This is a genomic window from Vibrio orientalis CIP 102891 = ATCC 33934, assembly GCF_000176235.1.
Taxonomy (GTDB): Bacteria; Pseudomonadota; Gammaproteobacteria; order Enterobacterales; family Vibrionaceae; genus Vibrio; species Vibrio orientalis.
On sequence record NZ_ACZV01000004.1, the window covers coordinates 634558 to 655737 of the forward strand.

A 21180-nucleotide genomic window follows, 5' to 3' on the forward strand; every position below is an offset into this window, starting at 1 on the left:
TTAAGACTAAAACAATCGTTGATGATTATTGGTTGACGCTAATATATTGGTTTCGGCCTGCGAGTTTCGCTTGGTAGAGTTGCTTATCGACAAGCTCATAGATTTGCTCGATGCTCTCTTTACCGCTAGGGATAGTTGTGAATACACCCTGTGACACTGTCACTATGTCCGCCACTTCGCTGTACTCATGAGGAATGCTCGCCTCGGTTAACGCTGATTGTATACGTGAAGCATCCTTGATGGCTTTCTCTTGATCGGTATAACCTAGAATGACAACAAACTCCTCGCCCCCGTATCGACCCACGACTTCACCACTGCGAACAAATAACTTAGTTAAGAGCTCAGCCAATAGAATTAAGCATTTGTCGCCTTCAATGTGGCCATAGTTGTCATTGAAGAGCTTAAACTTATCAACGTCGAGCAGTATTACGCTTAACGGCAGCTCATGACGTCCGTGAAGTAAGATCATCTCTTGCAGCTTTTGGTCGACAAAGCGTCGGTTTTTGACCTTGGTTAAACCATCTTCTTGTGCGAGTTGTTCGAGTTCTTGATTGGCCTTAGCAAGAGCAGCGGATTTTTGCTTAAGCTCTCTTCGCATAAATGCGATTCTTTGCATGGCAATTAATTTAGAGTTGAGGACAATTTTGTCGACGGGCTTGATTAAGTAATCATCCCCCCCTGCCTCGATTGCGTTGGCGATCATTGATGGCTCGTTGTGGCTACTTAAGAAAATGATCGGTACCCATTCAGGATACTGTTTGCGAATTTGAGCTGAGACTTCGAATCCGTTCATATCTGGCATAGAGACATCAAGCAGAATGAGATCTGGCTCAAAATCATGATAGAGCTCAAGCGCACGATGACCCGAATCAGCCATTTCAACTGTATGACCAAGTTGTTTCAGTCGAATTGCCAGTTGAATACGTTCCATCTGAACATCATCAACTAGGAGTATTTTCATAGAAGAGCCGCGTACATCCACTCTTATTGCTCCAAGGTTTGATAAAAGAGTCTCGAATAAGAAAAAGGCATTTGATCAAAACTAATAAGAAATCACATGCTTAGACTAAAAATACTACACAATGACATAATCCTCCATCCAAGGTTGACATTTGGCGCCAATTTTTTACGATAACGCCGTCATATACACATATAAGAGAAGATAAACATGTCTGACGTTAATCAATCAGAACAACCGAAAGTAGATTTGGCAGAAGTTTCTGCAGAACTGCGTCAAGTTATCGAGTTTGACGAAGTACCAGAAGCAATGCACTACATGGTGACGTCAATCCACGATGTTTCCGAAGAAGCTGTTCGCGAAGCTTGGAACGAGCTACCTAATAGCGCTCAAAACGTTCTAGACAATTTTGAGCAGTTCCATGCACTTATCTCAGTAAGCCAAGCATTTGCCGGCTTGAATGTGATGGAAGAGTTCCCGACTCTAGATCTTCCAAAAGAGATGACTGAAGAGCAAAAAGAAGAGTACCGTGCTCAGCTGCTTGATCAAGTTTTACATAACTGTGTTAAAGACATGGTGAAACAAATTAAAAAAGCACGCCGCGATCCAATTCTTAAACGTGACTTCACGGACGTATTTGCTAAGTAATTCAAAGCAAAAAGAAAAACGCCGCTATATGCGGCGTTTTTTAATGGGATAAAACAATATCTTTTTGGGTCACACTCACCCCTTTGATTTGAACGTAGACACTCATCCCTTGTTTGAGCTGTAACTCATCCCGTGCCCAAGCGGTTACTGTCGCATTCAAATGACACTGTTCAGCCAGCTCAATTGTGACTGAAACACTTTGCCTTTCTTGACCGTGAGACTGCGTCTCTATGTGAGTAATCGTTCCCTTCAATATGTTTCGGATTGAGGTTTGCTTTGGTTCTTCCAACATCAAAGAGACATCGTTGGCTCTTACCTGCAGACGCACTGATGAACCAATGTCACCATCGACCCGTTGAACCCAAAGCGCAATGTTTTTAGCTAACTCTATTTGCGACAAAGCGTACTGTTCATTATGACGAATGAGTTTGCCCTCAAATAGTGTGCTTTGCTCAGAAAAGGATTGCCAAGGCCGCATCGCCTTCGATGCCCATACCTGCTCTATTGGGCCTGCAATGGCCACTTTCCCTTGCTCAATGATAACTAAGTGGTCAGCAAGTCTTAGCACCTCATTTAAACTATGAGAGACGTATACAATAGGGATTTCAACTTGTAGCGCCAATTGTTCGAGAAATGGCATCACTTCTCTTTTACGGGGTAGATCCAATGAAGCTAATGGTTCATCCATCAAAAGAATATCGGGTTTCGACAGTAATGCTCGGCCTATAGCAACGCGCTGTTTTTCCCCACCGGATAACTGATTGGGGTATCGTTCGAGTAGCGGCTTTAAGGCGAGTAAGTTTGTTATTTGCTCGAAATGCTGCTTATCGTGAGCTTTAACTCCGTATGTCAAATTACGCTTAACTTTGTAATGAGGGAATAACCTAGCATCTTGAAAAACGTAACCGACGTTGCGCTTAAATGTGGGGATATCTATCTTATGATCTGAATCATAAAGTGTTGCGTTGTTTATTTGAATCAAGCCTGAACTTGGCTGGCTTAATCCGGCAATGACATTGATTAAAGATGTTTTGCCCGCACCCGAGCGGCCAAAGACTGCTGTAATGCCTTTCTCTGGTAATTGCAGATCAATATCAAACTCAAGTTCGCCGAGTTGTTGTCGATACAGGATGGTCAAATGACTCATTTAGCCCCTCCTAAACGACGCGCCGTAACACGACTCAATTGTTCAGAGGCGACCAATGAACCTAAGGCGATCACGATAGAGATGATACATAGGCGCATTGCTTCTGCTTCAGAACCCGGTGTTTCGATAAAGTTATACATGGCGAGCGGGATCGTTTGTGTCTCGCCTGGGATGTTTGACACAAAGCTGATGGTCGCACCAAATTCACCTAGGCTACGCGCAAAGGCCAACATGGTACCGGTGATAATCCCGGGAATGGTTAGTGGTAACGTGATCGTGAAAAAGATCTTGATTGGAGAGGCGCCCAGAGTCGCTGCGGCTTGTTCCAACTTGGTATCTACAGATTCCAAACTCAAGCGAATCGAACGTACCATTAATGGTAATGCCACCACAATGCAGGCTAATACAGCGCCTTTCCAACTAAATGAAAAGACAACGCCAAAGTATTGGTATAGCCATTCACCGAGAAACCCTTGTCGCCCCATCGAAATAAGTAGCAAATAGCCTACGACAACAGGAGGCAGTACGAGAGGTAAATGGATTAAGCTGTCGATGAAGCTCTTACCATAAAACTGCTTGCGCGCTAGTAGCCAAGCCAAACCTATCCCTAAGGGAATAAGCCAAACAATCGCATAAAAGGCGACCTTTAAGCTAAGTATCAACGCTTGATATTCGTACTCGGTCAATATGTCCATTCGTTATCGCATACCTTGGTTAAATCCATACTTTTTCAGTATCTCTTGCCCTTTTTTGGAATGAACAAATTGGGTAAAGTCTCGCGTTGTAGGCGCTTCGTTCATCATTGCCATTGGGTAGATAATGGCATCGTGGCTTGTTTCTGGAAAAGTCGCCACAATTTGAACCTTAGGACTCGACAAGGCATCCGTTTTATAGACGATGCCAAGTGGTGTTTCGTTTCGTTCAACCAGTGTTAATGCGATTCTGACATTTTTAGTTGGTGCTAACTGTTGCTTGACCTGTGACCAAACATTCAGTGACTCTAGCGATTGTTTTGCATAAATGCCGGCTGGAACAGCATTGGTTTGGCCTATTGCCAAGCGCTGCCCGTTTAATGTGGCTTGCCATGAGCTTTCATTTGCTACATCAAGTTTAATTAACTCAGTAGAGATGACCACAAGCTCATTAGTTGCAACGTTTGTGACGTTGTCACTAATTACCGCGCCTTTATCAACAAGGTAGTTCATCCACTTTGTATTCGCTGCGATAAGAATATCAACAGGAGCCCCTTGTTCTACCTGCCTTGCTAACGATGAAGTACCAGCATAAACGGTGGTGATTTTTACGTCGGCATTACGTTCAAATACTTCAACAAGTTCATTGACGGCATTCGTCATTGAAGAGGCTGCATAGATACGCAGTTGTTCTGCCGCAAACAATGGCATACAACATAGCAACGAGGCGATACCAACAGTAAATTGGCGAAATCTAGTTCTTATCATTTAATCTTTTAGTTCTGGCCAAAGGAGATCGAGTTGAAGATGTTGCTCTATTGCATCTGCAATTCGGTCGATGGCTTGTTGCTGATTGGTTTGGTGATCAATTTGAGCAATATCATCAACACCTGCCCAGCGGCAAATATCATTAACAGCGTCTGGATTATCGAAGATACCATGTAAGTAGGTACCAAACACTTGATTGCAATCACTAATCGCCCCGTCCGGTTGCCCAGACTGCAAATAAATTGGCGACTTCGCTTTTACCTCGGTAACACCTGCATGAATTTCATAGCCTTTTACAGGAATATCTGAACCATTAAGATTCAAATGCCCTGTTACATTAGTCAGCGTTTTATTCGGTTTCAGTATAGTTTCAGCATCTAGGTAGCCGAGCCCAGCCGTTGAACCGGCATCGCCTTCAATTCCATTTGGATCATGAATCGCTTGTCCTAACATTTGATATCCACCACAGATGCCCATGACTTTGCCGCCATAACGTAAATGACGTTGGATATCTTTATCCCACTTTTGACTGCGTAGATAATCCAAATCGCTTCTGACCGCTTTAGAGCCTGGGAGTATAATTAGATCGACATTTTTTATGCGTTCACCATTACCGATATACTGCAAATCGATATCAGGGTTGACCCTCAATGCATCAAAGTCAGTGTGATTACTGATTCTTGGAAAGACAGGAACGGCGACGCGTAGCTTGGTCTCTTCTCCAGTAAGCTGTTCAGAGTTAATCGCATCTTCAGCTTCAAGATCAAAGCCGTGCAGATAAGGTAAAACACCAATCACGGGCTTACCTGTTTTTGCTTCCAACCAATCGAGCCCTGACTGCAATAACGAAATATCGCCTCTAAAACGGTTTATAACGAAGCCTTTTACGCGCTGTTGCTCACTTTCTGATAGCAGTGCTAATGTTCCGTACAAGTGTGCAAACACCCCGCCACGATCGATGTCTGCAACAATGATGACCGGGACATCTGCTTCTTCAGCAAATCCCATGTTGGCGATATCATTTTCACGCAGGTTTATCTCTGCCGGACTCCCCGCTCCTTCAATTAACACCGTGTCATATTGATCTTGTAAGATCGCAAAAGAGTCCATAACGACAGGAAGAGCAATTTTTTTATAAGATTGGTAGCCGATTGCGTCTACGGTTGTGGTCGCCTTACCCTGAAAGATAACTTGTGCGCCCATATCCGTATGTGGTTTAAGCAACACGGGGTTCATATGAACACTTGACTCAATATTACATGCGAGTGCTTGAACAGCTTGAGCTCGGCCTATTTCACCACCGTCTGAGGTGACCGCGCTATTTAGAGCCATGTTCTGTGGTTTAAATGGTGCGACGTTTATCCCCTTTCGTGCTAACACACGGCATAAACCTGCCACCAAAACACTTTTTCCGGCATCAGAGGTCGTTCCCTGTACCATTAATGCCTTTAACGTTGACTGCATTGCGTTTCAAACTCGATAAATAGTTGTTCTGGTTGTCATAATAACGGTTTTTCTACTAATGACTCAACAAGATGAATCGAATATGAACCTTGTGCTCAGCATAGATTCAACTTCGCTCTGCTTTAATAGCACCATCGAAACAAACATTACCTAATAAAACAGAGAGAATCTCAATGAAAAAGCTTATTTTAGCGACTGCTGCAACGATCATCCTAGCTCCAACTTTCGCAATGGCAAAAGACGGCGACAACCACCACCGTACAACACTGCAGTACACGGGCCCAGTGGAAGTAGTAACGGTTGATTCATTGCTAAAAGACACAAGTATGTTCACCGAAAAAAATGTTGTTGTTGAAGGCCAGCTTATCCGTCAAGTTAAAGGCGATACGTTTATCTTTTCTGATGGCAAAGGCGAGATTCAAGTTGAGCTTGATGACGATATCAACATGACTCAGCCTATTGACCATACAACGAAGCTGCGTCTATTCGGTGAATATGAAGGTGGAAACACCCCAGAAATTGAAGTAGATCGTATCCAAGTACTATAAATCGCCTGAATTAGTCTTTCGATTACGTTATTATTGGCTTGCTTATTGCTAGCCATTTTTATATCTACACTTTAATGTTAGTCGGAGACTACTTTTGAAAAAAATCATCTTGGCCAGTGCCTTAGCGATCGCAGGCATCAGCGGAAATGCTCAAGCAAACAATTTTAACTACAACTACTTTGAAGTGCGTACCGCCATTGGTCCAGAAATGACAGGGGCAGAATTTAGTACACTCTTTACTGATAACTCCCACTTTATTGTCCGTGTAGACAGCCAGTTTGACAGTGACTATGACCTAGCAGGCGGTATCGGCTTTAATGGCCCTGTTAATCAATTTGTAGACGTATACGGTCAACTATTAATTCATCAAATCAAGCTTACTGAAGAAGCCGGTGGCGACAGCAATACTCAAGCTGAATTCAACATTGGTTTACGTGCTTGGTTAACAAACCAAGTAGAAGCGACAGGCCGACTTGGTCGTAACGATGATTCATCTGTTTTCCACGCGGGTATTCGTTTCCATTCGACCGAACAGCTTTCTCTTTCCGCGGAAACTCGTAATAACGGCCTATACGGTCCTCAAGTAACGATGTCAGTGCGCTTCCAATACTAACCTCGACACTTTCTTTGACCTATTCGTTGATAAAGGCTTTAGCTAGAACTAGCTAAGGCCTTTAAAGTATCCGTTTTAATTAACGAACGACAATTTTTCGTGGGATGAGTTCGACACCGGTCTGGTATCGTTTAGACGCCGCATTGAGAGCAAGCGCCATTGCACTGTCAGCAATAAGCTCAAACTGCTGAGGCAATGAGTTTATCTTCATCGGAAGGAAGTCCAACAATCGATTGTCACCGAACGTCGCAATTTTAATTTTTCCTGCTAGCTCAGGGCGTTCAAGAAGTACGTCTAACACCCCTTCCAGTAACGTATAAGAGGTCGTTACAATGGCATCTGGAACCGTATTACTTTCCACCCATAGATCTAATACGCGTTTTCCTTCAGCGCGATTGAAGTGGTCACCATAGCCGATTATTGGCTTGATAGATTGATTCTTTGCGGCAGAACAAAAGCCAAGCTCACGTTCCTTTGAGATATTTAGCTCGGGTAACGCTCCAATTAGACCAATTGATGTTACATTGTCACTAATTACAGATGATGTCAGTTCAAATGCGCCCCCAAAATCTTCGCTAATCACGCAACAAAAATGTTCATCATCTAATGGACGGTCAAGTGCTATCACTGGCGTTCCGCTATTTTGTAGGTTCACATAATAATCACTTGCCTCAGGGATAACGCTCGCTACGAATAGCGCATCAACTTTACGGCTTACCAAGGCGCGAACCACATTTTTTTCCGTTTCCGGATCATCATCAGAACAAGCGATAAGAATTTGGTAGCCTGCCGAGCGTGAGTTTTGCTCAAGTAGTTTTGCCAAGCGCGCGTAACTGGTGTTTTCTAGGTCAGGAATAATTAACCCAAAAGAACGGCTATGCCCTGCTCTTAATGTACTTGCGGCGAGATCCGGACGGTAATTATGCTCTTCTACGACGGCCATTACCTTACGCTGAGTCTTCTCACTTATGCGGTATTTTTGCGCCTTACCGTTAATCACGTAACTCGCTGTGGTTTTTGAAACCCCCGCTAATTGGGCAATTTCATCGAGTGTCATATCACTAACCTCTATATTGTGCGCTGGATCATAATCCGCCACTTACGATCTTAGACTGAGTTGAATTATAAGCTGAAACGATTCAGTATTAAAGCTGAAAGGATTCAGCAAGAGCAATAGAGTGACAATAATCACCTATTTGACTCACTTCCCACCAATAACATTGTCGTTAATAAGGTGATGGCTGAATTCTTAATTTATTCCCTTTTTGCTGAATCGATTCAGTTACATTCAGCAAATGAGTTTTAAGCGATTACGAATAACGTAATTAAGATGTTTTTAAGAAAGCTGGAGAAACTACCATGCTTAAATTGTCCCCTAGCGATATTACACTTGCTCAAACGGCGAGTGACAAATACGACGCAATCAGCAGCATTGCGCGTAGCCTTACTAATAATCAACTGGTCGATGATGGCTATGTTGAGGGCATGCACAATCGCGAAAAGCAAAACTCGACATTCTTAGGAAATGGCATTGCAATTCCTCATGGAACAATCGAAACAAGACCCTTAGTCAAACAAACTGGCGTTGCAGTTCACCATTACCCTAATGGCGTCGATTGGGGTGACGGCAACACTGTTTACGTTGCAATTGGTATCGCGGCTAAATCAGATGAACACCTTGGCATTTTGAAGCAACTAACCAAAGTATTGTCCGCTGACGGTGTAGAGCAAGCCCTTAAGGCAGCAAAGTCTGAAGCTGAAATTGCTGCCCTACTTCTTGGAGAAACCCAACTTGAAGCAGAACTCGATGCTTCGTTGGTTCAATTAAACTTCCCAGCGAGCGACATGATTCAAATGAGTGCGGTTGCTTCTGGTCTACTAAAAAATACCGGCTGCGCTGGTAGTGCCTTCGTTGCTGATATCGTAGCGAAATCCCCAACTCACCTTGGCAAGGGTTTATGGTTGGTCGGCAGTGACAAAGATGTCACACGTACAGGTGTTTCATTTGTTTCCACTGCCAATGATTGTTCACTACAAGACACGCCTGTTCGCGCTTTGATTGCATTTGCTGCATGTAACAGTTCGCACAATTCAATTCTGCAAAACCTCTCATCAATCGTTTTTGAGAACAAACAAGAAACGTTGATTAACTCATCAACGGAGCAAGTTATTGCGCTCTTAAACGGTGAAACAATCAGTGACCTAAGCCAAGAAAATAGTGAGAACACAGCTGTGTTCACGATTAAAAATACACACGGCCTACATGCTAGACCTGGGGCAATGCTAGTCGCAGAAGCGAAAAAGTTTGAAGCAACAATCCGAGTATCAAACTTAGATGGTGACGGCAAAGAAGTGAACGCAAAAAGCTTGATGAAAGTGATTGCGCTTGGTGTCAAAAACGGACATCAACTCCAGTTTAGTGCCGATGGTGATGACGCTGCAGTCGCGCTTAAGTCTATCGGTATTGCTATCGCATCTGGCTTAGGTGAAGGCTAAGGATATCTCATGGCTAAAACAAACAATGTTGTGACAGTAACGCTTAATCCTGCTCTCGATTTAACTGGTTCTATCGACATGTTGAGTGCGGGTACGGTTAACTTGGTTTCCTCTAGTAACCTCCACGCTGCGGGTAAAGGCGTCAATGTTGCCAAAGTACTGAGTGAATTGGGTGCTAACGTTACGGTCACTGGTTTTTTAGGAAAAGAAAACCCTGAGTTATTTCATCAGTTATTTGACCAGATTGGTGTTAAAGACCGCTTCGTTGAAGTTACAGGTGCTACGCGCATCAACGTTAAGTTGGTCGAGAAAAACGAGCAAGTCACTGATATCAACTTCCCTGGCGTGACCGTGTCACAAGATGATGTCACACGTTTTGAAGAGACTTTATACGCACTTGCTGAAGATCATGAGTTCTTTGTCTTTGCGGGCAGTCTACCGGGCGGTGTCTCTCCTGAACTGTGCGCATCTTGGATTTCCGAGTTGCGTAAACGCGGCAAGAAAGTGTTGTTTGATAGTAGTAAAGCGGCACTCCGTTCGGGCATCGATGCTCAGCCGTGGTTAATTAAACCCAATGACGAAGAGCTGAGTGACTTCATCGGCACAAAGCTCACGACTGCGGACGAATGCAAGTCAGCAGCGCAAAGCTTGAGTAGCAAAGGTATCGACAACATCGTCGTATCGATGGGTAAAGATGGCGTTATGTGGCTTAACGAAGGTGAATGGATTTCTGCTCGTCCACCAAAAATGAAGGTCGTTAGTACTGTTGGTGCCGGCGATACATTAGTTGCAGGGCTCTGCTGGGGTCATATGCAAGAGTTACCAAAAGAATCATTAATTCGCTTCGCTACTGCGCTATCAGCACTTGCTGTTAGTCAAGTTGGCGTGGGCTTAACCAGCCAACAAGAGCTGGATGAGATCAAGAGCAAGACTCAAGTCGAAGCTCTTGACTTAGCAACAACTCATATCGAGAACTAAGGAACAAAGGTTACCATTATGAAATTAGCAATCATTACTGCGTGCCCTAGTGGCGTAGCCAATAGCATCTTAGCTGCGGGTCTATTAGAACAAGCGGCTAAATCACTAAGCTGGGACGCGAAAATTGAGTGTCAATCATCAGTCATGGACTCTTCAGTCCTTAGTGCTGAAGAGATCGACCAAGCCGATGTTGTCATTATCGCAGCAGACAAAACAATCGATACGACCCGTTTCATCGGAAAAAAGGTCTATGCAGCTTCGATTGAAAAAGTGGCAGCTGACTCGAAAGCTTTTTTACAGCACGCGGTCGAACATGCCAATCTTCTACAAAAATCAGAGACGCAAATTGAGACTACCCCTGCTCAAGTTTCAAACGAACAGAAGAAAATTGTCGCGATTACAGCCTGCCCTACAGGTGTAGCGCACACTTTCATGGCCGCAGAAGCACTTGAAGAAGAAGGCAAGAAACGCGGTCATCAAATTAAGGTTGAGACTCGAGGCTCGGTTGGTGCAAAAAATCAGCTTACTGATCAAGAAATCGCGGATGCAGACCTTGTTATCATTGCAGCAGATATTGAAGTACCACTTGACCGCTTTGACGGTAAACTGATGTACCGTACCAAAACGGGTCCAGCACTTAAAAAGACATCAGAAGAGATGGATAAAGCTTTCTCTCTGGCTACTGAATATAAACACAGTGGCTCGACAGCTTCGAATACCGCAGATGAGAAGAAAGGTGCTTATAAGCATTTGATGACAGGTGTTTCGCACATGCTACCCGTCGTTGTTGCTGGCGGTTTAATCATCGCGCTATCTTTCGTGTTTGGTATCGAAGCGTTTAAAGAAGAAGGCACACTAGCCGCTGCATTAATGACAATTGGTGGTGGTTCTGCTTTCGCTCTTATGATTCCTGTCCTTGCAGGCTATATCGCATTCTCTATTGCTGACCGTCCGGGTCTAGCGCCAGGCTTAGTTGGCGGTATGCTTGCGAGCTCAACTGGTGCAGGCTTCTTAGGCGGTATTGCAGCGGGCTTCATCGCGGGTTATGCAGCAAAATTCCTTGCGGATAAAGTGTCGCTACCGCAATCGATGGAAGCACTTAAACCAATTCTGATCATTCCTTTTGTTGCCACCTTATTCACTGGTTTGGTGATGATCTATATTGTTGGCGGCCCTGTATCAGGCGTAATGAACGCATTGACCGACTTCTTAAACAACATGGGTTCTGATAGTGCTGTTCTTTTAGGTCTATTGCTTGGCGCAATGATGTGTTTTGACTTAGGTGGTCCGGTAAACAAAGCAGCATACGCGTTTGGTGTTGGCCTGCTAGCTTCGCAAACTTACGCGCCGATGGCGGCAATCATGGCTGCAGGCATGGTCCCTGCTCTTGGTATGGGTCTAGCGACATTCATTGCTAAGAATAAGTTCGAGAAAAGTGAACAGGAAGCAGGCAAAGCATCTTTTGTTCTTGGCCTATGTTTCATTTCTGAAGGTGCTATCCCATTTGCTGCGAAAGACCCTATGCGCGTAATCCCAGCATGTATGGTTGGTGGTGCACTAACAGGTGCTCTATCTATGCTGTTTGGCGCGAAACTTATGGCACCACACGGCGGCCTGTTCGTATTACTAATTCCAAATGCGATTACTCCTGTCTTTATGTACCTTGTTGCGATTGCTGCAGGTACCGCTGTGACAGGTTTCAGTTACGCTTTCCTTAAAAGTAAATCAAAAACCAATGAAGTTGCGGCATCAACACTGTAATTCATAACCCCCACTAATATCAAAAGCACCTCCTCCGGGTGCTTTTTTCACAATTAGACGCTGAACAAATACACGACAATCACAAAGGATATGTCATACTTAATAGACATATACTCAACAAGGCTCACAGTAAATACTATAAAAAATGTGTATAGTCGCCGTTTACTGATTAATTTGAAGTTTACGCCAACATAATGCGCCAACGCAGTTCCAAATTTCTACTCCAATCAATTGCTGTATTCAGCGTATTGGCGTTTGTCCCTTTTCTGTACTTCTATAGTCAGTTTACTCAAATCGACGATAAAACTGAGCTTCATATTGAACAAATCAATCGAAATAAGCTTGAATACGCAAAAGTTGAGCTGCAGAACTCATTGCAAAAGATGTCTGAATCTTTGCGCTATCTCTCCCATAACAACATTCTTCTTCAAGCCCTAATTAATCCAACCGAAACTAATACGGAAGCGCTACAAGATTTTTGGCTACTCATCGCGCGAACACAGGGCTACTACTCTCAACTAAGGTTTCTCGATCAGGAAGGCCAAGAAATTGTTCGTGTGAATAGCGGAGATGGCTTTATTGAGCTGGTCGAAGAAGAGAACCTCCAAAACAAGAGCCATCGTGATTACTTTACCTATGCTCGTGCTTTGGGAAATCGCGAAGTGGGTACATTTGGTATCGACCTCGAACAAGAGAATGGCGAATTAGTACAGCCACTTACGCCGACGTATCGCATCATCTACCCACTCAATTTTAATGGTCAACGACTTGGGTATTTTGTCGCAAACCTCGACCTAGTAAGAATTTATAAGAGTCTTGCTTATAAAAATCACGCTAAGAACTTACCTAGCATTGTTACCGCGCAGGGCTATTACTTAATGACCCCGAATGGCAATGACATCATGGGTCATTTAGTTGAGGAAAACGCTAATATAAATGTAGCCAATCAATACCCTCTATTGTGGCGCGGTATACAGCTTTCTGATTCGGGGACCGTCAAAGATCAGCAAGGCTGGTACTCCTTCACTAAAACGCAAGTGGGCAGCAGTGATAACATCAGTGCAGTTACCTTATTTCTAAAAACAGACGCTTCTGAAGCGTTAGCGTTTAGTTCAGATGAACGAAGAGTTCTATATCAACAAGGTATATTTATACTTATCATATTGATACTTTTGACCTTTACTTTCGTTACCTGGAACTACAACCACGAAAAAAACAGCTTAGATAGTAAAATTGCTCGAGCAGCGATGAACGGTATGTCAGCAATGATCATTACCGATAGAAATAACCGTATTATCCAAGTTAATGAAGAATTCACTCGTGTCAGCGGATTTGAACTGGAAGATGTCAAAGGCCAAAAGCCATCGCTGTTTTCGTCTGGTAAACACTCGCAAGAATTCTACTTGAACATGTGGAAGCAATTGGAAAACACAGGTATATGGGAAGGTGAAGTCATCAATAAGCGTCGAGATGGTTCACATATTACGCAGATACTGCGTATCCAAACTGTAAAACACAACAGTGACACCATTCAATTTTACGTCGCTTCATTTGTTGATATTTCACATCGTAAAGAACTTGAGAATCGACTGCGCGACTTGAGTGAAAAAGATTCCATGACATCATTGTGGAATCGCCGCAAGTTTGATTCTGAAATGCAGGCCCACTCTGCACGTACTAAGCGTTATACAAATCAAGCGGTTTCAGTACTTGCTCTCATTGATATTGACCATTTTAAACGTGTTAATGACCGATATGGTCATGACAAAGGAGATGCTGTCATTAGGCAAGTTGCGAAGTCTCTTGAAAAACAATTAAGAGAAACCGATCTTGTTGCACGTATTGGCGGTGAAGAGTTCGCGCTTATCCTTCCACACACTGACCTACGAGAAGCCGAAGTCGTTTTAAACCGAATTCGCGTCGCGGTTAGCTTGGAAAGTGAATTAAACATCACCGTTAGCGCGGGACTTACCGAGATTTGCTCACACCAAGACGAAACCTATAAGCGCGCCGATATTGCACTCTATGAATCAAAATCGTTAGGAAGAAATAAAGTGTCGATACTATCGATGACTGAAAATGATTCCATTGCTTAAGATAAGCCTACATGCGAGAAAAAGGCCTTGGGATTACCCAAGGCCTTTTTTATTACTGTGTAGCTATCAATTTAACTATTGTGGACAAGGAACTTCATCCCAGAACCAGTTAGATTGCGTCGGAGTTTCCCAGGTTCCCGGGCTATTCTTAGCAACGAAACATTGGCCGTTATAACTATACGTGTCGCCATTTTTCGCTTGAGTCACTCCTGGCTCCCATGCAGTTACTGTCCCAGAGCCCGTACCGCCGCCAGTGTCACCACCACCGTTATTACCACCATTACCGGCAGATAAATCCGCTAACGGTAGATCAGGCTGTTCAAACTTGAATGCGTAATCCACACCGTTAATATTCACGGTGTAGTTAGCTGGGCCTGAGATCGGTAGGTAATAAACCATGTCTAACTCATAAGTGCCACCAGCAGGCAGATCTTTCCAACTTGGTAAGCTGAACGCAACACGGTGCATCGTACCTTCTAAACCACCGATGTTATTTGCTTTCGTGTGACCAGATGCAATGACCGTAAGTCCTCCACCTGATTGATCTTTTGCGTTATCCGGCGCAGAGACAGGAATATCAAACTGGAATTCAGTACCACCAGGAATAGCTTGGCCACTGTTATTGGTGAACGTTACTTTAGGGTTGATTGGATAGTTCTGATCGCCAACTTTAAAGCCGCCGATTGAAACGGAGATATCAACAGCTTCAGCCGGAATTGCGCCTGTCGCGATCTTGTTGCCATAAGGGCTGGCTGACTTAAACTTATCATAGATAGCTTTGGTCATGGTATTACCCATATGGTATTCGCCATTGCCCGATTTACATGCCTGTTCACTAACGTCGACATTAGTACGTTGACCGTTGGCATCTAGCTGATAACAGTTATAGTCACCCGCTAGCTCCCAGAACATGATGCCGCCAATTTCTTTATCAATGACGTAGTCAGCTTTAACACTCACCGATGCTTCATCTTCAGTAGATAGGAATACACTCTTCTCGGCATTCCATAACCAAGGCGCAACCGCCACACTATCGTAGTTACGCTGATAAGTACCTACGAGTTGATCTGTCGGATCGTTAATAGGATCAAGGTTGTACGCGTCGCTGTAAGTACCCCATATGCCATTTTCTAAGTTTTTCGCGTGCCACATCGGGCCTGAGCCTGCACCCATTTCATTACCGTTAGGGTCTAGGTCGTGCCACATATTATCGATACCGAGAGCACCGTTACCACAGTTGTTCTTCTCGCCCTCACCGGTTCCTTCTGCACACTGCGTTTGGTCTGGCAGTGCAGCACGGCCCCAAAGACCATTTGTTCCGCCAGTGACGCCTTGCCAACCACGGGTATAGTAAGGAACACCAATGTTAATACGACCTGCTGGCATTGAGCCACGGAAATAGTGGTAAGCCCAATCGGTATTCAGATAACCAATACCACCATAAGCTGCCGTGCCGTATACATTCCACTGCGCCAACTCTGAATCTTCACCAGTGTCAAACAGCGCCGCATTGTGCCCTACGTGATCATTCCAAGCACCGTGCAAGTCGTAAGACATGATGTTTACGTAATCAAGATACTTCGTGACATCAAACGTCTCCATACCACGTAGCAAGTAACCTGATGACGGTGCCGCAATGGTTAGCATGTAATGAACGCCATCTTGAGCTGAAGCCGCATCTAGTTTTTCACGCAGGACTTTCATCAACTCTTGGTATGATGCCCACAGGTATGGACGACGTGGCTCCATAAACGCCTTGTCATAAGGATTGCCAGCACCTACCATCGAGGTCGGGTACTCATAATCAATATCTAGGCCATCGAATTTATAGGTGCGCATCATCTCAACCGCAGATGCCGCAAACTTTTCGATACCAGCGTGATTAATAGAACCATCGTCATTGGTGGTCATTGTGTAAAAACCACCATCGGCGACTCGGTTTCCATCAGCACCAAAGTGCCCGCCAGTTTCTGCCCAACCGCCAATTGAAATTAGGGTCTTAACACCATAGCGCTCTTTGTAAGTGGCCAGCGCGCCGAAATGACCTTTGAAGCCCAAGCTAGGATCAATATCTACCCCCGCCCACTCTTTAGCTGTTGCAGCATTATTTGGATCGTTAACGTCGCCAAGATTAACCTTACCGTCAGAGCCAATTCCCACAAACGCATAGTTAATATGAGTCAATTGTTCCCAAGGGATGTCTTTAACCAGATAAGCCGCTTGTGGATCATCACCTGCACGCCAACTTGTGAAGTAACCAATCACACGTCGAGGGTGATCCGCGCCCATCAACTCGCGGCCTTCTTCGTCATAGGTAGTACAGTAAGGAACATCTACGCCCTGAGTTTGATAGAGACCATCTGGACGACATGTCGCTACTGTTGGCGCGCTGTTTACTTGTAGAGAAGAAGATGCAGAGGCGGTTGACGCGCCTAAATTATCGGTCGCCTTCGCGTAGACTGCTAAATTACCTGATTGAGTTGTTGGGTAATCGAGCGTGTAAGGCGCAGTGGCAACAGTACCAACTAACGCACCTGCGACATAGAAATCGACTTTATCGATAGTTCCATCGCTGTCCTCTGCTAAAGCGGTTAGAGTGACGACACTACCCAGTTCGACTGAAGCTGTAGACAGATTAAGTTCAACGGTCGGCGCTACGTTGTCTGGGTTAGCCGAACTAACAACAATATTGACGTCGCTATCTAAACTTTGCCCGCCTTTATCATCGTAAGCGACAGCCGTAATCTTGTGGTTTCCTGATGTTGCTGTCCAAATCGCAGAATATGGGGCTGATGTACTTTGGGCTATTACCGAGCCATTTAACAAGAATTCAACTTTGGTGACTGTTCCGTCCGAATCTGCTGCGTCTGCAGAGAGTGATACTACATCGCCTTCTGCAATGGTATCTGACGCTGTAGGAGAAGTAATCGTTGCACTAGGAAGTTCGTTGCCGCCAGTGACATCACAACTGCCAATTTCTTTCCATGGCCCCCATTCACTTGCGGTTTGAGCAGGATCATTGGCTTGAGTCCAATGGTTCGCTTGGTAAGCCTTATCAAGGTATTGGACTTGATCACCGGAATTGTAAACCGTTGTTGATTCCCAGTTATCTAACGTCGAACAATCAACAGCCGCATAGCTATTGAATGCCATCAAGCACGATGCGCTAAGGGTACTTAGCGTAAAGACTCTTTTTTTCGCATTCCTTTTTGATAGGTGCATATTGCGTTATCCTTAAGTTATTGTTTACACGTAATAAAAAGTGGAATAAAGATCACCACGAACTTAAATTACTCAGTGAAATAACATTAGATAACAGCCGCAAAAAGACACGTACAAAATCGTTAGACTTCAAATTCACTCGCAAATCAATGTGTCACTTTTGCAACAGTGAGACGCTTATTTTGCATCAATAACTAATAACTGATTTATTTTGCTTATAAAAAAATAAGCCCCTTCACCAAATCGATGAAGGGGCTCGGTTAGAAGATTGACTAGATCTCCTATAGGGGTCTTGTAGAGACTTGCTCTCTGTTCTCTTAGTATTACTTAAACAATTTTCAAAAAACACTGCAAACTTGTAAAAACCAGTTTCCTCTTTTTAACAAGTTTAGTGTCTATCCATTAACCGTTGTATTAATTTCAGTTGGCGTTTGATTAAAATGACGCTTATATTCACGCGAAAATTGCGATGTGCTGTTGTAACCAACACTTCTCGCTGCGACACCGACTCTCACACCCTCTAGCTGAATCAACTCGCGCGCTTTGTTAAGCCTCACTTTCTTTATATATTGAATTGGCGATTCCAGTGTGACATCCCGAAAAGCTTGGTGGAAGGCCGATACACTCATGTTTGCCTGTTGAGCTAGGTGTTGAACCGTAACTGTTTCATGGTAGTTGTTGTGTAAGAACTCCAGCGCTTTTGCGACACGCGCGTAGTGTCCATCATGACGTGCCAAATCAAACAACACCTGCCCTTCTGAGCTCATAAGCGCTCGATAGGCCAACTCTTCTAGCAAACTATCAGACAAGATTTCAGCTTCTACCGGACAGCATAATGCCTTCATTATTCGCGTACAGACGTCAAGCATTCCATCATCCATTTTTACGGCGCCTAACCCTGCCCCTACACAACGTTCAGCATGGGGCTTATAACAATGCAATGATTCCAATTTATTTACGAGTCGATGAAGCAACTGTGGGTCAATACTGATACTTAAGCCAAGCAACGGTTCTCCGTTTTCCGGAAACGATTCACACTCCAAAGGCATGGGTACACCAACAACTAAATAGTCTTCTGAACCATATCTAACTGGCTTGTCTCCTAAATAGATATTCTTATGTCCTTGCCCAAGAACAATCACACCTGACTGGTAGACAAAAGGTTGGCGATTATTTCCTTTACTACTGCGATAAAAGACTACGCCATCAATTTGGGTCTTTGAAATGCCTTCAAGATTATGCAGTTGCTTTAACTCTACATATTTCTGCATTACATCAGCTAACGACATTCGCACTCCTAAAATTATAGTAATAGGCAACATAATTGGAGAAATTGACCTTTTATGATCCCAATGTCAAGACTAATATGCACAATACAAACTCAGAATGCATCTACATTGAACTGAAAGGCACCCTATGAAATTTAGTTATGTAAACCCTACCCAAATCCAATTCGGTCAGGGACAAATTCAAAGTATTAATTCGATTATTCCTCAAGGCAGCAAGGTTATCGTGATTTATGGCGGTGGCTCGATCAAGCGTAACGGTGTATATGACCAAGTCAGCGAAGCGCTTGCAGGTTACGAATGGGTCGAATTTTCTGGTGTAGAACCAAATCCAACCAAAGAGACGTTAGACAAAGCAGTTTCAATCGTTAAACAAAAGGGAATCGACTTTATTCTCGCTGTCGGTGGTGGTTCAGTGATCGACGGTTCTAAATACGTCGCTGCTGCGTCTCACTATGATGGTGATGGCTGGGATATCATGATCGGTAAGCACCCTGTTTCTTCGGCAATACCGCTAGGTGCGATTTTAACGTTGCCAGCTACCGGTTCAGAGTCGAATATGGGCGCGGTTATCACTAAAGCAGAAACTCACGATAAACTTCCTTTTATGACGCCACACGTACAACCAAAATTTGCAGTGATGGACCCAGATGTCATGAAAACACTTCCTGAGCGTCAGCTTGTTAATGGTATCGTCGATGCTTGGGTTCACGTTTGTGAGCAATACTTGACCAACACTCACGGCGCGATGGTCCAGGATGGTTACGCTGAAGCATTACTCAAGAACTTAAAGCAATTAGGCGAAGAGTTTGAAAATCGTGATAATGATGCATGGCGTGCAAACCTAATGTGGAATGCAAACCAAGCACTGAATGGACTGATTGGTTCTGGCGTACCTCACGACTGGGCAACACATATGATTGGCCATGAATTTACTGCCCTTTGGGGAGTTGATCACGCCCGTTCACTTGCCATCGTTCAACCTTCACTCCTGCGTAATCAATTTGAAGTGAAAAAAGCTAAGCTTGAGCAAATGGGTAAGAATGTGTTTGGATTCAAAGAATCAGAGACACTTGCGCTGCAGACGATCGATGCAATTGAGGCATTCTATCAATCACTCGGCGTTACTACCCAGTTTAATGGATACCAAGGTAGTAAAGAGGATGCTGTCGAGGCAGTAGTTGCACAATTAGAGCAGCATGGAATGGTAGCATTAGGTGAAAATCAGGCGATTAGCCTAGACCAAAGTCGCAATATCTTAGCGACTGCTATTGCGTAACAGATTGCCAATCATTACTCTAAAAAAGCAGCTATTGCTGCTTTTTTTATATGAGAAGGTTTTATGTGGATTGTGATTTGCCTGATATGTTTGGTTCATATCTGGAGTATTGATAGAAAAAATAGAACGATTTTCTATCTAACTAAAGCAACGCCAATTCTCATGATGGCCTATCTGGTCTTCTCTTTCGAAGGCCATGCAAATCAAACTTATGCACTTCTGATTGGATCAGGGTTACTTCTTTCTAGTATCGGGGATCTCTTCCTGATGCACCCCAAAGATAAATTCATTCAAGGATTAGGCGCTTTTTTCCTTGCCCATATTGTTTATACCGCGGCATTTTTTAATGAGGTAAATAGCGTTAGCTTAACGACACTTAGCTTGCTACTTGCGATTGGCGTGATCGTCTATTTGTTTCTTTTACCCACACTTGGCGAGATGAAGTATCCGGTTGCGGTTTACTGCATCGCTATTCTAATAATGGCTTGGGGGGCAATCGACCTTTGGTCTACCTCCCCTTATATTAGCGCCGCCTACGGAGCGCTTGGAGCAGTTGTATTTATCGCGTCAGATTTAGTGTTAGCCATCGACAGGTTTCGCAGTAGTTCTGCCTTCTCAAGGCATGTAATTATGGTGACCTACTATACGGCGCAAGCGCTGCTTACCTTGTCGGTATTGGTTTAGTACTGCGGCTCTTCAACATGGTAGCGATAAATAAGGTCGTCATAATAGTGCTCGCCTATTTTGTACGCATCTTTCTCGCGTTCCGCTAGAGAAAAGCCGGCTTTTTCGAGTACCTTACACGAGGCAATATTGCCATCCGTAACAATCGCGTTTACCGTATCAATCGGGAAGCTCACGGTCATATAATCAATAAGGCCAATCAGTGATTCGGTTCCATACCCCTTACCATGAAATTCAGGGAGCAGTAGATAACCTACTTCTACATGACGATCATTTTGCTCTGAAATACACAAACCCGTTACGCCAATTGCTTCCCCGCTCAACTTTTCACGAATCACTAAGCATAGCCAATGTTGACTCGGCCAAGACCATTCAGGTAAACGTGATTCGAAGCGTTCACGAATCGCAGCGACAGACGGTTTATCGAAAGCATAACGAATGACTTCATCGTCTTGATGCAAACGTTCGAACAGCGTCCAATCCGCTTCTGCGATTTGGCACATATTCAAATGAGTCGTTTCTATTACGTACATTAAAACT

General features: G+C 44.0%; 18 protein-coding genes. 9 read left to right on the forward strand and 9 right to left on the reverse strand.

Annotated features, from left to right (window positions below):
* Window positions 1–25: 25 nt before the first annotated feature.
* Window positions 26–961, reverse strand: coding sequence for a GGDEF domain-containing response regulator (locus tag VIA_RS06345; RefSeq protein ID WP_050778693.1), 936 nt, complete (start codon window positions 959–961; stop codon window positions 26–28).
* A 207-nt stretch (window positions 962–1168) separates the two neighbouring features.
* On the opposite strand from VIA_RS06345, the gene VIA_RS06350 reads away from it, so the two are divergent.
* On the forward strand, window positions 1169–1606 hold the full coding sequence (locus VIA_RS06350; RefSeq protein ID WP_004411804.1) for a DUF3069 domain-containing protein: 438 nt from the start codon (window positions 1169–1171) through the stop codon (window positions 1604–1606).
* 40 nt (window positions 1607–1646) lie between these two features.
* Here VIA_RS06350 and modC read toward each other — a convergent pair whose 3' ends face one another.
* Genes modC through VIA_RS06370 form a run of 4 tightly spaced genes read right to left on the reverse strand, consistent with a single transcriptional unit; the run spans window position 1647 to window position 5677 of the window.
* Complete coding sequence (gene modC / locus VIA_RS06355) at window positions 1647–2753, reverse strand: molybdenum ABC transporter ATP-binding protein ModC (RefSeq protein WP_004411807.1); 1107 nt, start codon at window positions 2751–2753, stop codon at window positions 1647–1649.
* A complete protein-coding gene (gene modB, locus VIA_RS06360) occupies window positions 2750–3448 on the reverse strand; it encodes a molybdate ABC transporter permease subunit (RefSeq protein WP_004411812.1) in 699 nt (232 codons plus the stop codon). The genes modC and modB overlap by 4 nt, the downstream gene beginning before the upstream one ends.
* 3 nt (window positions 3449–3451) lie before the next feature.
* Window positions 3452–4210: a molybdate ABC transporter substrate-binding protein gene (modA, locus tag VIA_RS06365; RefSeq protein WP_412774846.1), complete on the reverse strand. Its 759-nt coding sequence runs from the start codon at window positions 4208–4210 to the stop codon at window positions 3452–3454.
* A gap of 3 nt (window positions 4211–4213) precedes the next feature.
* A complete protein-coding gene (locus VIA_RS06370; RefSeq protein ID WP_038210934.1) occupies window positions 4214–5677 on the reverse strand; it encodes a cobyric acid synthase in 1464 nt (487 codons plus the stop codon).
* A 173-nt stretch (window positions 5678–5850) separates the two neighbouring features.
* On the opposite strand from VIA_RS06370, the gene VIA_RS06375 reads away from it, so the two are divergent.
* Together VIA_RS06375 and VIA_RS06380 are read left to right on the forward strand one after the other, a co-directional pair.
* Window positions 5851–6225: a YgiW/YdeI family stress tolerance OB fold protein gene (locus VIA_RS06375; protein ID WP_004411817.1), complete on the forward strand. Its 375-nt coding sequence runs from the start codon at window positions 5851–5853 to the stop codon at window positions 6223–6225.
* Window positions 6226–6319: 94 nt separating this feature from the next.
* A complete protein-coding gene (locus tag VIA_RS06380; RefSeq protein WP_004411818.1) occupies window positions 6320–6838 on the forward strand; it encodes a hypothetical protein in 519 nt (172 codons plus the stop codon).
* A 79-nt stretch (window positions 6839–6917) separates the two neighbouring features.
* Here VIA_RS06380 and cra read toward each other — a convergent pair whose 3' ends face one another.
* Window positions 6918–7895, reverse strand: a complete 978-nt coding sequence (gene cra, locus VIA_RS06385; protein WP_004411820.1) for a catabolite repressor/activator — start codon at window positions 7893–7895, stop codon at window positions 6918–6920.
* Between the two features lie 302 nt (window positions 7896–8197).
* Between cra and fruB the strand changes: the two genes are divergently transcribed.
* From fruB to VIA_RS06405, 4 genes are all read left to right on the forward strand, one after another.
* Window positions 8198–9334, forward strand: a complete 1137-nt coding sequence (gene fruB / locus VIA_RS06390; protein ID WP_004411821.1) for a fused PTS fructose transporter subunit IIA/HPr protein — start codon at window positions 8198–8200, stop codon at window positions 9332–9334.
* A gap of 9 nt (window positions 9335–9343) precedes the next feature.
* Complete coding sequence (gene pfkB / locus VIA_RS06395) at window positions 9344–10312, forward strand: 1-phosphofructokinase (RefSeq protein WP_004411823.1); 969 nt, start codon at window positions 9344–9346, stop codon at window positions 10310–10312.
* 18 nt (window positions 10313–10330) lie between these two features.
* A complete protein-coding gene (gene fruA / locus VIA_RS06400; RefSeq protein WP_004411824.1) occupies window positions 10331–12073 on the forward strand; it encodes a PTS fructose transporter subunit IIBC in 1743 nt (580 codons plus the stop codon).
* A 194-nt stretch (window positions 12074–12267) separates the two neighbouring features.
* Window positions 12268–14169: a diguanylate cyclase gene (locus VIA_RS06405; RefSeq protein WP_004411826.1), complete on the forward strand. Its 1902-nt coding sequence runs from the start codon at window positions 12268–12270 to the stop codon at window positions 14167–14169.
* A 75-nt stretch (window positions 14170–14244) separates the two neighbouring features.
* Here VIA_RS06405 and VIA_RS06410 read toward each other — a convergent pair whose 3' ends face one another.
* Both VIA_RS06410 and VIA_RS06415 read right to left on the reverse strand, forming a co-directional pair.
* Window positions 14245–17391, reverse strand: coding sequence for a chitinase C-terminal domain-containing protein (locus tag VIA_RS06410; protein WP_004411827.1), 3147 nt, complete (start codon window positions 17389–17391; stop codon window positions 14245–14247).
* A gap of 395 nt (window positions 17392–17786) precedes the next feature.
* Window positions 17787–18680: an AraC family transcriptional regulator gene (locus tag VIA_RS06415; protein ID WP_004411829.1), complete on the reverse strand. Its 894-nt coding sequence runs from the start codon at window positions 18678–18680 to the stop codon at window positions 17787–17789.
* 127 nt (window positions 18681–18807) lie between these two features.
* Between VIA_RS06415 and VIA_RS06420 the strand changes: the two genes are divergently transcribed.
* Both VIA_RS06420 and VIA_RS06425 read left to right on the forward strand, forming a co-directional pair.
* Entirely contained in the window at window positions 18808–19956 is a 1149-nt protein-coding gene (locus VIA_RS06420) for an iron-containing alcohol dehydrogenase (RefSeq protein WP_004411831.1), read from the forward strand.
* Between the two features lie 63 nt (window positions 19957–20019).
* Window positions 20020–20640 (forward strand): lysoplasmalogenase, encoded by a 621-nt coding sequence (locus VIA_RS06425; RefSeq protein WP_004416551.1) that lies wholly within the window; start codon window positions 20020–20022, stop codon window positions 20638–20640.
* Here VIA_RS06425 and VIA_RS06430 read toward each other — a convergent pair.
* Window positions 20637–21173, reverse strand: a complete 537-nt coding sequence (locus tag VIA_RS06430; RefSeq protein WP_004411835.1) for a GNAT family N-acetyltransferase — start codon at window positions 21171–21173, stop codon at window positions 20637–20639. The two genes, VIA_RS06425 and VIA_RS06430, sit on opposite strands and share 4 nt — an antisense overlap.
* Between the last annotated feature and the right edge of the window lie 7 nt (window positions 21174–21180).